This is a genomic window from Acidovorax sp. SDU_ACID1, assembly GCF_045291395.1.
In the GTDB taxonomy this organism is placed as follows: Bacteria; Pseudomonadota; Gammaproteobacteria; order Burkholderiales; family Burkholderiaceae_C; genus MR-S7.
This window is the reverse complement of the sequence record NZ_CP152342.1, coordinates 1343867-1357219: the sequence shown is the minus strand read 5'-3', so window position 1 is coordinate 1357219 and position 13353 is coordinate 1343867. Positions and strand designations below refer to the sequence as shown.

Sequence of the window (13353 nt, the reverse complement as noted above, 5' to 3'; positions counted from 1 at the left end):
TGGCTGAGGTTGCATTCCCCTGCCTCAGCAGGGGGACGGCTCAGATCTTTCCGACCAGGTCCAGCGACGGCGCGAGGGCCTTCTCGCCTTCCTTCCACTTGGCCGGGCAGACTTCGCCCGGGTGTGCGGCGACGTACAGGGCGGCCTTGACTTTGCGCAGCGTGTCGGAGGCCTCGCGGCCGATGCCCTCGGAAGTGATCTCCACGGCCTGGATCACGCCCTCGGGATCGATGATGAAGGTGCCGCGATTGGCGAGGCCGCTGGGGCGCAGCACATCGAAATTCTTCGAGATCTGGTGGTCGGGGTCACCGATCATGGCGTACTTGATCTTGCCGATGGCCGGCGAGCTATCGTGCCAGGCCTTGTGCGAGAAATGGGTGTCGGTCGAGACCGAGTACACCTCCACACCCAGCCTCTGGAACTCCTGGTAGTTGTCGGCCAGGTCTTCCAGCTCAGTCGGGCAGACGAAGGTGAAGTCGGCCGGGTAGAACGCCACCACGGACCACTTGCCCTTCAGGTCGGTGTCGGAGACCTTGACGAACTTGCCGTCGTGGTAGGCGTCTGCCGTGAACGGCAGGATTTCGGTGTTGAGAACGGACATCGTTGGATTCCTTTCAGGGATGGGTTGTACGGTTCATGACACATTTCATAGAAATCAATGTCATAGGACAAAGTTTCGCGCAGCTCTGGCGATGTGTCCAATCTAACTTTCACATCTAATTGATAGCTTTCCACTATTTCATAGCATCCCGCCACAGACGTCACTACGCTCGAAACACTGTTGCTCCAACAATTGTCATAGGCCAATGTTATATATAAACTAAGCCTTATTCCACACCCCGAAGACAGGTCATCAGAAAGGAGTTTCCGTGCAACCTCACAAGGAGGCGAACTGGCGCGACGAAGGGCTGAACCATGTCTGGTTGCCCTACACGCAGATGAAGAGCGCTGTCGGGCCGCTCCCCGCAGTTCGGACACGAGGGAGCCGGATCCAGCTTGCCGATGGGCGCACGTTGATCGACGGGATCGCTTCGTGGTGGTCCGCATGCCACCGCTACAACCCGCCTCACGTCGTGGAGGCAATCCAACACCAGCTCGCCGAAATGCCGCACGTCATGTTCGGAGGTCTCGTGAACGAACCGGCCCTGCGACTGGCGACCCGACTCACTCGCCTGCTCGGTGGTGGCCTGGAGCGGGTGTTCTTCTCGGATTCCGGCTCGGTCGCGGTAGAAGTCGCTCTGAAGATGGTCCTGCAGTTCTGGATCAACCGGGGAGAGACCCAGCGGACGCGCTTCGTGGCGTTCAAAGGGGCCTACCACGGCGACACCCTGGGCACGATGGCCATTGGCGACCAGGACGACGGGATGCACGCGACGTTCAAAGACGTGCTGGTGCAGCACGACCTACTGGCACTACCATGCGACGAAAGCAGCCACGCCGCGCTGGAGCAGCACTTGGCCAGGCACGCCGGCCAGCTCGCGGGCATCATCGTGGAGCCATTGGTGCAAGGGGCTGGCGGCATGCTGATGCACTCCGCCGACGTCCTGTCACGACTGCGCGCGCTGGCCGACAAGTACGGGCTGTTGTTCGTACTGGACGAGGTATTCACCGGCTTCGGGCGTACCGGCAGCATGTTCGCCTTCCAGCAAGCGCCGATCTTTCCCGACATCCTGGTGCTGTCCAAGGCGCTGAGCGCCGGCACCCTTCCGCTCGCCGCCACGGTGGCCAGCCGGCGGGTCTTCGACGGCTTCTGGTCGGACGATCCCGCGCATGCCCTTATGCATGGCCCCACCTTCATGGGCAACGCCCTGGCCTGCGCGGCGGCCAATGCCTCACTGGACCTGTTCGAGCAGCACCCCAAGTTGGCGCAGGTCACGGCAATCGAGCGCGCCTTGCGGGCCGGACTGGCGCCGCTGGCCGACCGGCCCTGGGTGCGCGACGTGCGTGTCCTCGGGGCGATCGGCGTGGTAGAACTGCACAGCATCGGAGACCAGAAGGCGCTGCGTCACCGGCTCGTCGATGCCGGCGTCTGGATCCGCCCCTTCGGCAACATCGTCTACCTGACGCCTGCGCTGACCATCCCCGAAGATGAGCTGCAGACGCTGCTCCGCGCGGTGCAGCGCGTCGTCGGGGAAGCAGCACCGTAGCCGTTGCGGAGCGATCCTCAAGCCACGCGCTCGCCTCATCGGCGGGCAATCCACCCCAGCTGTCTGAACCAGGCGTAGTCGATCGGGACCAGCAGCAGGAAGGTGACGATGGCCAGCGCCAGGCAAAGCCGCAGGCCACCCCTCGCCGGCACCCCCGTCTTATGCCCATGGCAACCACGATGGGGGCTGCCTGGTACGGCAGCAGCGGCGTCGTATAGCCGATGACCTGCACCATGAGCATCGTGGACAAGGGGAAGCCCGCGGCATCGGCCAGCCCGACCTTGCGGATGGCGACACCAAGCACGAACCCGCTGAGCACCAGCCAGAAAGCAGCCGACGAGAATCCCGAGAACAGGACGTCCGGCGGCGCCAGATGGAGGACCACCGCTGCCGAGAGGAAAAGCAGCGCGGAGAGGTACTCCGGTAGCCTTGCCGTCGCCCACAGGCCGATTGTCAATGCGATGAGCCCGGCACTGGTCCACATGGAAACCGTCATCCCTTTTCCCTTGGTAATGCTTCTGCCGTGGACCCGGAAAGCAACTGGCCGGGCTCCGGGCAATCGTCTACTACCGGTCAGGCCGTGGGAGCCTGCACACCGCCCGCCGTGGCGGAAAGCTTGTCCAGTAGTTCTTGCAGGCCCATACGGCCGTTGTCGAAGAATTCGCCGTTCAGGTAGATCTTCGGCACCATCTGGATCTCGCGCTGCCGGACCTCGTCGGGGAACAGCGCGCCGTCGATCGACACGTGTTTCACGCTCGGATTCAGGATGGCCAGCAGGTTCAGCGCCTGCACCGCCTCCGGGCAGCTCTGGCAGTCCTGGGCGAAGTAGGTCTCGAAGCTGTAAGCCCCCTTCAGGCGCCTTGCCCGCTCCAGAAGTTCCGGCGCTTCCCTGGGGGCGTGGCCACCGACCTGCAGCAGCGCCAGCACCAGCGACGTGAACTGCTGGCCCATTGGCAGGCCTGCGAAGGCCAACTCGATGTGCTGCCCCGGCGAGCGGACAGCGAAGGATGGGACGCGGCCGCCCTCGCCTCGCCGCTCCGTGACGCTGATCTTGCCCGACAGCGACGCGATCTCCGCCAGCAGTTCGCGTATTCCCTGAGATGCGTCGCTGTCGTCCAGCGCACCGACCAGCAGCACAGGGCGGTTGATCCGGTCCAGGTAGGTCTTGAGCTGGTCTTTCAGGGCTTGGTCGAGCATTGAGCGGTCTCCAAAGGTTAAGCACACGGCGGCCAGGCACGAACGCTGATTAATGATCCAAGAGTCTCCAAGCGTTTGAGATCCTCCTCCGTGCTGTGCAACGCTTGGAATCGAAGACGATAGAGATCAGTTTGCGCGATACACGGGATGGCGGCGGCACAGCGCCACCACTTGTTCACGCACGCGCGACCGCACCCGCTCGCCGGTCCCGGCTTCGAGGGCGTCCAGCACGTCGCAAAGCCAGCCTGCCAGTTCTTCACATTCGGCGACGCCGAAGCCGCGGGTCGTCACGGCCGGTGTTCCGATGCGCAGTCCAGAAGTCACGAAGGGGGAGCGCGGGTCGTTGGGCACCGAGTTCTTGTTCGCCGTGATATAGGCATCGCTCAGGGCCGCGTCCGCATCCTTGCCGGTATATGGCTTGTCGGACAGGTCGATCAGCATCAGGTGGTTGTCCGTGCCGCCGGAGACTATCTTGTAGCCGCGCTCGAGTAGCACCGCAGCCATGGCCCTTGCGTTCGCCACCACCTGCTTCTGGTAGGTCTTGAACTCGGGTTGCAGGGCTTCCTTGAACGCGATCGCCTTGGCGGCAATCTGGTGCATCAAGGGGCCGCCCTGAACACCGGGGAACATCGCCGAGTCGAGCTTCTTGTAGAAGCCTTCGTCTTGACCCTTGCCGAGGATGATGCCGCCGCGCGGACCGCGCAAAGTCTTGTGTGTGGTGCTGGTCACGACGTGGGCATGCGGTAGCGGGTCCGGGTACTCGCCGGCGGCGACCAGGCCGGCCACATGCGCCATGTCCACCCAGAAGATCGCGCCGACCCTGTCGGCGATGCTGCGCATGCGGGCCCAGTCCTTGTAGCGCGAGTAGGCGGAGAACCCTCCGATGAGCAGCTTGGGCCGGCTCTCGAGCGCGATACGCTCCATCTCGTCGTAGTCGATCAGCCCGGTCTCGGGGTCGAGTCCGTACGGAACGATCTTGTAGAACCGGCCGGAGAAGTTCGCCGGGTTGCCGTGGGTCAGGTGGCCGCCCTGGGCCAGATTCATGCCCATCACGGTATCGCCGGGCGCGACCAGCGCCAGGAATACCGCGGTGTTGGCCTGGGCGCCTGCATGCGGCTGGACGTTCGCGTAGTCGCAGCCGAACAACTCCTTGACCCGCTCGATCGCCAGGCGTTCGGCCACGTCCACGTACTCGCAGCCGCTGTAATAGCGGCGGCCCGGATAGCCCTCGGCATACTTGTTGGTGAACACCGAGTTTTGGATGGCCATCACCAGCGGGCTGGCGTAGTTTTCCGAGGCGATCAGTTCGACATGATCTTCCTGGCGACCTTCTTCGTCATGGACGGCCTTGGCCAGTTCCGCGTCGAAGTCGGCGAGTTTGAGGGAGGTGTCATACATGGAAATGTGGTCCTAGTGGGTTGAATGAATGGAGGCCTGCATGGATGGCGGCAGCCCGGCGCGAGAGGCCGGACTATCCGGTGTCCCCTGTTGACACTTTCGGGTGCCCTTCAGACATCAATGATACTATTGACCTAGGACAAATGGCGACGTATGGACGTGCTGCGCCGTGAATACTGAAGGAGCCTCCCATTCGGCGGGTGAAGACATGCCACGCATGGCATGTCTTCACCCGCCGAGACGAGCCGCACGTTTTGGGCCCCTCGGGGTCGAAATCGGCGAGGGTCAGCGAAGTGTCGAACATGGGATTCGTCCTAGGTTTTGGAATGCTTGGGGTTTGGGGTTGAGTCTTGTTCCGGCACGTCTTTGTCCAGTTCCCGGCGCACATCGCGGACCAGGTCGCTGGCCGCGGCCAGCGCTTCGGCCGCCGGTTTGCCGGCCAGGCTCTCGATCAGCCAGGAGCCGATCACCACGGCGTCGGCGACCTGGGCGACTTCCCGGGCGGTGCTGGCATCACGGATACCGAACCCGACCCCGACAGGGATGTGCACATGACGGCGGATGCGTGTCAGCGTGTCACGCACGCTTGCCATGTCGAGTGTGGCAGCACCGGTAACGCCCTTGATGGACACGCAATAGACGTAGCCACCGGCCCGCTTGGCGACCTGCCGGATGCGCTGCTCGGTGGAGGTCTGCGCAAGCAGGAAGATCAGATCGAGGCCGTGCTGGCGTAGCTGTGCCGCGAGGTCAGCAGATACTTCGGGCGGGTAATCGACCACCAGCACGCCATCCACTCCGGCTTTGGCCGCGTCCGTGGCGAACGTGCCCGGCTGGCGCAGCAGGTCATAGCGTTCGATGGGGTTGGCATAGCCCATCAGCACCACCGGGGTCTCGGTGTCCGATTCGCGGAAGCGCCGCACCTGGTCGAGCACCTGCGGCAGCCCTATGCCCTGGCGCAGGGCGTGCTCGCTGGCCGCCTGGATCGTGGGACCGTCTGCCGATGGATCAGAGAACGGCACGCCCAGTTCGATGACGTCGGCACCGGCCTCGACCAGCACGTGCATCAGCGCCGGGGTGATGTCCGCGCCGGGGTAGCCCGCGGTGACATAGGGGATCAACGCCTTGCGCCCCTCTCGCCGCAGATACCGGAAGGTGGGATCGAGCCGGGTCATAGCTTTCCTCCAGGCGCGTTGGCCTGCGCCATGACCGTCTCCATGTCCTTGTCGCCCCGGCCGGACAGGTTGACCAGCAGGGCCTGCTCCATGGGCAAGGTGGCCGCCAGCTTGATGGCATGGGCTACGGCGTGACTGGCTTCGAGCGCGGGAATGATGCCTTCCGTGCGGCTCAGTTGATGGAAGGCGTGCAGCGCCTCGTCGTCGGTCGCACCGACGTACTCGGCGCGGCCAATCTCCTTGAGCCAGGCGTGTTCCGGCCCGACGCCGGGGTAATCCAGCCCGGCGCTGATGCTGTGGGTTTCCTGCACCTGTCCGTTGTCATCCTGGAGGATGAGCGAGCGGCTACCGTGCAGGACACCGGGACTGCCGCACTGAAGCGATGCAGCATGCCGGCCCGTGTCCAGTCCCAGGCCCGCCGCCTCGACACCGATCAGGCGCACGCTCTCGTGTTCGATATACGGATGGAAGATGCCGATGGCGTTGCTGCCGCCGCCCACGCAAGCAATCACTGCATCGGGGTGCTCCTTCGCCATGCCCAGGCGCTTGAGCAGTACCGGCATCTGGGTCAGGCACTCCTTGCCGATCACGGTCTGGAAGTCGCGCACCATCGTCGGGTACGGATGCATGCCCGCGACCGACCCGATCAGGTAGAAGGTGTCATCGACGTTGGTGACCCAATCGCGGATCGCGTCGTTCATCGCGTCCTTGAGTGTGCGGCTGCCGGAGGTCACGGGGACCACGGTTGCGCCAAGCAGCGCCATGCGCTGGACATTGGGGCGCTGCCGCTCGATGTCCTCGCTGCCCATGTAGATCACGCATTCCAGACCGTAGCGCGCGCAGATCGTCGCGGTGGCAACACCATGCTGGCCTGCACCCGTCTCGGCGATGATGCGCCGCTTGCCCATGCGCCTCGCCAGCATGGCCTGTCCAATCACGTTGTTAATCTTGTGGGCGCCGGTATGGTTGAGGTCCTCGCGCTTGAGGAAGATGCGGGCACCGCCCGTTTCCTCGCTGAGACGCCGGGCGTAGTAGATTGGTGACGGACGGCCGACGTAATCGGCCAGTTCTTCTTCATATTCGGCGACAAACGCGGGATCGTCGCGATAATGCTGCCAGGCGGCCGCCAGTTCCTCGACTGCCTGCGCCAGGGCCTCGCTGATGAAACTCCCTCCGAAGTGGCCGAAGAAGCCTCCTGTGTCGGGTTGCTTGTCGTTCAGAATCGTGGTCATGTCGTCAGTTCCTCCTGGGTGGCAATGGCGATCGGCGCTATCCGAAGGCCCGGTCATCAGCTTGACTGCCCGTTGACGTGCTGCGGTGCGACGACAGGCCTTGATGCTCGCTGCGGCAACCGACCGTTGAGCACGGCGTAGGCCGTCAGCCCGATCACCAGGCCCCAGAAGGCACCACCAATGCCAAGCAAGTTGATGTTGGCAGCGGCACCCAGGAAGGTGATGAGCGATGCTTCGCGGGCCTTGGGATCGACCAGCGCACCGGCGAGGCTGCCGCCGATCGTGCCCAGTAGCGCCAGACCGGCCAACGTGGTGATGAAGGTCGCCGGAAAGGCCATGAACACGGCGGCGAGCGTGACCCCGAACACCCCGACCAACACGTAGAAGATACCTGCGGCAATACCGGCGATCCAGCGCTTGGACGGGTCTTCGTGGGCTTCTCTGCCCGTCGCGATGGCGGCCGTGATGGCGGCGATGTTGAAGGCGTGCGAACCGAACGGTGCCATCAGCAGCGAACCCAGCCCGGTGACGGTTACGATGGGGTTGGCGCTGGTCTTGAACCCATCGTTGCGCAACACCAGCATGCCTGGCATGTACTGCCCGGTCAGGGTGATCAGGAACAGCGGCAGCGCGACGCTCAACAAGGCATTGAGCGAGAACGCGGGCATGGTGAAGATCGGCGTAGCCAGTTCCAGTCTCAGCCCGGACAGATCAACGCGCTCTTGGACCAGCAGGAAGGCCAGCCCCAGCACCAGGATGCCCACCACCGCGTAGCGCGCGCTGAAACGCTTGAACACCAAGTAGGCCACGATCAGCAGCCCTGCGAGCAGTGGATCGACGGTCATGCCGCCAAAGGCGCCGATGCCGAACTGGAGCAGGATGCCGGCCAGCAATCCGGCGGCCACGCCCGGCGGAATCATGCGGATGACCCGCTCGAACCAGCCGGACAGCCCGAGCACCACAAACGCGGCGGCCGAAATCAGGTAGGCGCCGACCGCTTCCGCATAGGGCGTGGTCGCCAGCGCAGTGACCAGGAACGCCGCTGCCGGCGTGGACCAGGCCGTGATGATTGGCTCACGGGAGATCCAGCTCAGGAAGATCCCGGTCACGCCCACGCCAATCGAAATCGACCAGACCCACGAAGCCGTCAGCTCGGGGCTGAGGCCAGCCACCTTGGCGGCCTGAAACACCAGAATGAACGTGCCACCGTAGTTGACGATGACCGAGATCAGGCCGGCTACGACAGGATGGGTGAGATCGCTCAGACGGACAGATGAAGATGGGGCAGCGGAGGACATGGTCTTGTCATAACTCCTAAAAGATCGGCTCTTAGACCTTGTTGGAAAGCTACTTTTTAATCGGAAAATGGCTCGTTGTGCCCCACCATTTTTAACATTGTTAGCAGACCAATTTTCAGATTTTGTTAAGTCCAAACCCTTCCAACCGGGACGAAAGAACAACCTCACGGCTTTGTCGCGGTCCAGATTGAGGAAACCGCCTTCAAGGGCATGTCTGTTGTGAGCAAGCTTCCGCCCGTTGAGCTCCCAGAAGCGTGTGCCAGCAGAGGAGACCCTCCATGGCACGTCGGTCGCGGCGGTGGCTCCATTGATAAGGAAGACATGTGCCGCCTCGTTTTTGTATCCAGTATTTTTTTTAGAGCGTTCATAGAATGGCTCATCTATTCACAACTGGAGTATCAAGATGACCACAGATGGTAAGGACGTCACTTCGTTTGTTCACCGGATGCCTCAATACCGTCGTCCCGAGGACATGGAGTGGGAGATGGGGCGTTTTAAGAACAAGACCAAATTTCTGTTTCATACGCGTCCCGAAGCCCCGACCGAACCCAACGCAGGATTCCTCCGCTATGAGCCTGGCGCCGGCTTCAGGCTCCATAAGCACGATTTTGCACAGGTTTGGTATGTGATTGAAGGGGAATTCAAAATGGGCGACAAGCCCTTCGGTCCGGGCACAGTTGTGTTTCATCCAGACCCCCACATCGAGGAGGAGCTCACCACCGAAACGGGCGGCACCATTTTCTTCGTGCAATACCAGGGCCCGACAACCGGGGGGCGCCCGGTGTATGAAGGCCGAATGAATATTAAAGGTGATGTTCCAGAGATAACGGACAAGGATCTGGAGCACTAACTGCAAGAAGCCGTCATCAGCATATGGTGAGCGATGTCTTATGGGCTCCCGGAAGACTCCGCGGCCCATAGACTGTTTACAGAAAAGCTACAATCACCACGAGACAAAATATGTTTACCTTTTTTATTCAGAAAGTGCTAATCGGCACCGCCCTCGCGATCAGTACTGTCGGCATTTCCAACGCATCCGAAAACTGGCCCACACGCCCTGTGACGCTTGTGGTTCCATTCGGGGCAGGTGGCATCACAGACGTGACGGCGCGCACGGTCGCAAAACTGCTTCAGGAGGAATTGGGGCAGCCAGTTGTGGTGGAAAACAAACCAGGTGCCAGCGGAAACATCGCTGCTGGCCTCGTCGCGCGAGCGAAGCCGGATGGTTACACGTTGATGGTGATTACTAACGGGATGGCTGCAGTCAATCCTCTCATCAACAAAGAGCTCAATTACAATGCCTTGAAGGATTTCACGTATATCTCCATGATCGCCAATACTCCGCTGGTATTGGTGGTGTCCGAGAAGTCCCCGATCCGTGATCTGAGCGCACTCATAGCCCAAGCAAAACAGCAGCGAGAGAACGTCACCTTCGCCAGTTCTGGACTTGGCACTTCCATTCACCAAGTGCTCGCATCGCTCCAGCATGCAACGGATACCACCTTCTTGCACGTGCCGCACAAGAGCGGCGCCGAGGCAGCAAACGCCTTGCTGTCGGACGCCGTGCAAAGCACCGCCGTGGAGACCGTGGTTGTTGGTCCCTTCATTGATTCAGGCAAGATGCGGCCGCTTGGCGTGACCTCCAGCCAGCGAGTACCTCAGTTCTCAGAGATTCCTACGGTTGAAGAACAACTCGGAAAAGAGTTTGATGTAGGGTCGATTTCCGGGCTTGTTGCTCCGACCAATACTCCGGCCCCCGTCATCAGACGGCTTGAGGATGCAATGGCCAAGGTGCTCAAGGGTGAAGGTATGAAGAATTTATTTGCACAGGGCAGCCAGCCAATGCCAGTCGGTTCTGAGGCATTTCAAGGCCGTATGCGACAGGAGGTTGCTAAATGGAAGGATTTTTTTGGCACTCGCTGACGCAACAGACTGGCTCTCCTTCACGTACCGCCAGGAGCGTAGGTATGGACGACGAAGACCTCAATGACAAGGATTTGTTGCAAAACCTTGTGGAGTCGATTGCTAGCAAGATCTTCAACGGAACCTACGCGCCTGGCCAAAAGCTGCGTCAGGAAACTTTGGCTGAAGAATATGAGGTCAGCCGCACGCCGGTAAGGGAAGCGCTTCGGCAACTTGAGATCAAGGGCTTGGTCGTACAGAGAAAGCGCTTCGGAGCCACGGTGGTAGCTCCCACCGCCAAAGACATCAGTGCCAATTACTGGCTGCGTGGTGAACTTGAAGGAATGGCAACGGAGTTGGCGGTGCAATGGATATCGGATGCTGATCTGCAACGTTTGCAAGCGGTGCATGCCGAATGCACGGACTCCGTCCGCGCCTTGTATGATGCCGTAAATGCAGCAGGGGGCCTACCCTGTCGGGAGGCCGCAGAGCCCATGCGCCATTGGGTTATCAAGAATCAGGAATTTCACGCGTTGATCTACAGCGCCTCGGGCAACGCATCGCTGGAGCGCATCATTCGGGAACTTCATCTGGACTATACGCGTAACATCCTAAACATGACGGTCCTAGGTATGTACGATTCCCGCATGAGGAAAAATATCGAGCATCATTCCGCGATTGTGGAAGCCATGGTTGCTCGTGATCCCATTGCAGCCAGGCATGCAATGAGAACCCATATTCAAGAATCGGGTGAATTCGTAGTGGACTGGCTGCAGAAGCGCCCCGCACCGCCGCGCTCACGCTCAGGCCGTCGAACCTGAGTATCCGAAGCCTATTCGAGGACAGTCAGCGCGCTGCACTAAAAATGAAGCAGCGGCGACAAAAGTGTGGAAAACCTCGGATAGGGCTAGGCTGTCCTCAAGGTACATGAACAAGTCCATAGCAGGTTGCCGAGATCGCTTCCTAGGATACCCACCCAGCCACCGAGATAGACACGCCTACCGTGCTGCGATACTTAATGTATATGCTCTTCAAACATGACGTAATTCCGCATCCAATTCCAAAAGATATCAGGTACACACAAATTCAAAATTGGACGAAACCACGCCACTCTTTCATCATTGCGGTAACTGAAACCAATGCACAAGCAAGCAATGAAACTACGTGGCATCATAGGATATCTGTTAACACCGTTGGCCGAAGATAATTCTGTAGACGGTGAACTTCTCGCATTGCATGTCGAGCGGCTCATAGATGCAGGCGTTCATGGTATCGCACCGCTTGGTAGCGTGGGTTGCCTACCGTATCTTTCAGATGAAGAGCGGCACACAGTTATTGCCCGAACTGTCGAAGCCTGCGCTGGGCGTGTTCCGGTTTTGGCAGGCGTCTCCAGTCTTGGTACCGAAGCAACCGTACGGTATGCGCGCGCAGCCGAAGCTGCAGGCGTGTCGGCCATCCAGGTTCTACCGAGTACATACTGGAAACTTACCGAGGAAGAGATCTTCACTTATTTCCGCTCAGTTGCGGAGGCCGTATCAATTCCCGTCATGGCCTATAACAATCCGTTTACAACGGGAATAGATCTGACAGTGGATTTTCTTCACAGGTTGACATCTCTTCCCAACATCAGTCTCATCAAAGAGGCCAGCCCGGATCCGACGAAAATAGCCAAACTGCGCAATGCGTGTGCCGACCATGTGCAAATATTTGTTGGGCTCAATAGCATGGCCCAACAAGGCTTCCGGGATGGGGCAGTTGGTTGGTGCACAGCGGCCCCCAACATCTGCGCGCCATGGATACTTAATTTCTATCACAGTATCATCGAGAATAATGACGCAGAGGCAGCGCGTTGGTTCAATCAGGTGCGCAACCTGCTTGGATTTCTAATGGACTTCGGACTGCCACGCACAGTCGCCGCTGGATTGGAATTAAGTGGTGTGAGCAGCGGGAAACTTCGTCCACCTCTCATGCCGCTTCACCCAGATCATCGAAAAAAGCTGGAATCGATTCTAAAAACCATGGAGATCGTTAAATGATGCGAAACCGTATTTTCGCTGCTGTAGCACTCGCAGTTGGAATGGTCGCTTTTGCGCCCGCCCAGGCTGATACTTATCCCACTCAACCTATACGGGTAGTGGTGCCGTTTGGCGCCGGTGGCGTCACAGACATCACTGCCCGAGTGTTTGCAGAAGGGCTGAGCCGAGAACTCGGCCAGCCGGTTGTTGTAGAAAATCGACCCGGTGCCGGTGGTGGTATTGCAGCCAGTGCTGTTGCAAAAGCACGACCCGATGGTTATACGCTTTTGGTGATCACGAACGGTATGTTCGCGGTGAATCCATGGATATATCCGAAACTTCCTTATGATCCAAAGAAGGATTTCACCTATGTCGCGATGCTCGCGCACACACCAAATATCCTGGCCGTCAGCGCCAACAGCCCTTACAAGTCGCTGGGAGACTTGGTGAAGGCTGCCGCTGGTGGCAAGGGCAAGCTGTCGTTCTCGACTGCGGGGGAAGGCTCTGACAATTATCAAGTCCTACAACTTTTCCAGCAGGCCACTAACACCCAGTGGCTTCAAGTACCGTACAAGAGCGGCTCTGAATCCCTTACAGCGATGATCGGAGGGCAGGCGGACGCTACCGCGATCTCCGCAGCGACGGTTGGAAGCTTCATACAAGGAGGTCAAGTCCGCCCATTTGTGGTGACTTCGAAGCGCCGGTTGGAAAGCCTGCCCGAGATACCGACCGTGAAGGAAGTGCTCGGCAAGGACTTAGAGGGTGGATCTCTGTCTGGCGTCGCCGTGCCGGCGGGCACACAGGCAGACATTGTCCAGCGGTTGAATTCAGCAATTTCCGCCGTGGCAGCTTCGCCACTTGCACATGAAAAGATCTACAGCAGGGGAAGCGAGCGTGTCGACAGCTCTCAGACGGCTTTCGAGGAGCGGGTGAAACGAGAGCAGGAAAGATGGTCTTCGTTGCTACGTAATCGTAAAGAGCAATAAGGTCAG

General features: G+C 60.0%; 12 protein-coding genes. 6 read left to right on the top strand and 6 right to left on the bottom strand.

Translation table 11 applies throughout. The features are described 5' to 3' along the window. Nucleotides 1-40 precede the first annotated feature (40 nt). Nucleotides 41-601 (bottom strand): alkyl hydroperoxide reductase subunit C, encoded by a 561-nt coding sequence (gene ahpC / locus AAG689_RS06615; protein WP_406625252.1) that lies wholly within the window; start codon nt 599-601, stop codon nt 41-43. Nucleotides 602-869: 268 nt separating this feature from the next. Here ahpC and AAG689_RS06610 point away from each other — a divergent pair, with 268 nt between their 5' ends. Next, on the top strand, nt 870-2147 hold the full coding sequence (locus AAG689_RS06610; protein WP_406625251.1) for an adenosylmethionine--8-amino-7-oxononanoate transaminase: 1278 nt from the start codon (nt 870-872) through the stop codon (nt 2145-2147). Between the two features lie 573 nt (nt 2148-2720). Here AAG689_RS06610 and AAG689_RS06605 read toward each other — a convergent pair. The 5 genes from AAG689_RS06605 to AAG689_RS06585 form a co-directional block, all read right to left on the bottom strand. Then, nucleotides 2721-3344 (bottom strand): hypothetical protein, encoded by a 624-nt coding sequence (locus AAG689_RS06605; protein ID WP_406625250.1) that lies wholly within the window; start codon nt 3342-3344, stop codon nt 2721-2723. A 126-nt stretch (nt 3345-3470) separates the two neighbouring features. Next, a complete protein-coding gene (gene glyA, locus AAG689_RS06600; protein ID WP_406625249.1) occupies nt 3471-4742 on the bottom strand; it encodes a serine hydroxymethyltransferase in 1272 nt (423 codons plus the stop codon). Nucleotides 4743-5056: 314 nt separating this feature from the next. Next, nucleotides 5057-5914 carry a tryptophan synthase subunit alpha gene (gene trpA / locus AAG689_RS06595; RefSeq protein ID WP_406625248.1) on the bottom strand — a complete coding sequence of 286 codons (858 nt, stop codon included), beginning with the start codon at nt 5912-5914 and terminating at the stop codon, nt 5057-5059. Further along, the gene (gene trpB, locus AAG689_RS06590) at nt 5911-7146 is read right to left on the bottom strand and encodes a tryptophan synthase subunit beta (protein ID WP_406625247.1); all 1236 of its coding nucleotides are present in this window, start codon (nt 7144-7146) and stop codon (nt 5911-5913) included. Before trpB ends, trpA begins: the two co-directional genes overlap by 4 nt. 56 nt (nt 7147-7202) lie before the next feature. After that, the gene (locus AAG689_RS06585) at nt 7203-8444 is read right to left on the bottom strand and encodes a benzoate/H(+) symporter BenE family transporter (RefSeq protein WP_406625246.1); all 1242 of its coding nucleotides are present in this window, start codon (nt 8442-8444) and stop codon (nt 7203-7205) included. A 403-nt stretch (nt 8445-8847) separates the two neighbouring features. On the opposite strand from AAG689_RS06585, the gene AAG689_RS06580 reads away from it, so the two are divergent. The 5 genes from AAG689_RS06580 (at nt 8848) to AAG689_RS06560 (ending at nt 13347) form a co-directional block, all read left to right on the top strand. Continuing rightward, nucleotides 8848-9294 (top strand): cupin domain-containing protein, encoded by a 447-nt coding sequence (locus tag AAG689_RS06580; RefSeq protein ID WP_406625245.1) that lies wholly within the window; start codon nt 8848-8850, stop codon nt 9292-9294. A 110-nt stretch (nt 9295-9404) separates the two neighbouring features. After that, nucleotides 9405-10367 carry a Bug family tripartite tricarboxylate transporter substrate binding protein gene (locus tag AAG689_RS06575; protein WP_406625244.1) on the top strand — a complete coding sequence of 321 codons (963 nt, stop codon included), beginning with the start codon at nt 9405-9407 and terminating at the stop codon, nt 10365-10367. Between the two features lie 44 nt (nt 10368-10411). After that, nucleotides 10412-11167, top strand: coding sequence for a GntR family transcriptional regulator (locus tag AAG689_RS06570; protein WP_406625243.1), 756 nt, complete (start codon nt 10412-10414; stop codon nt 11165-11167). A gap of 318 nt (nt 11168-11485) precedes the next feature. Continuing rightward, complete coding sequence (locus AAG689_RS06565) at nt 11486-12382, top strand: dihydrodipicolinate synthase family protein (RefSeq protein ID WP_406625242.1); 897 nt, start codon at nt 11486-11488, stop codon at nt 12380-12382. Next, nucleotides 12379-13347, top strand: a complete 969-nt coding sequence (locus tag AAG689_RS06560) for a Bug family tripartite tricarboxylate transporter substrate binding protein (RefSeq protein ID WP_406625241.1) — start codon at nt 12379-12381, stop codon at nt 13345-13347. Before AAG689_RS06565 ends, AAG689_RS06560 begins: the two co-directional genes overlap by 4 nt. Nucleotides 13348-13353 lie beyond the last annotated feature (6 nt).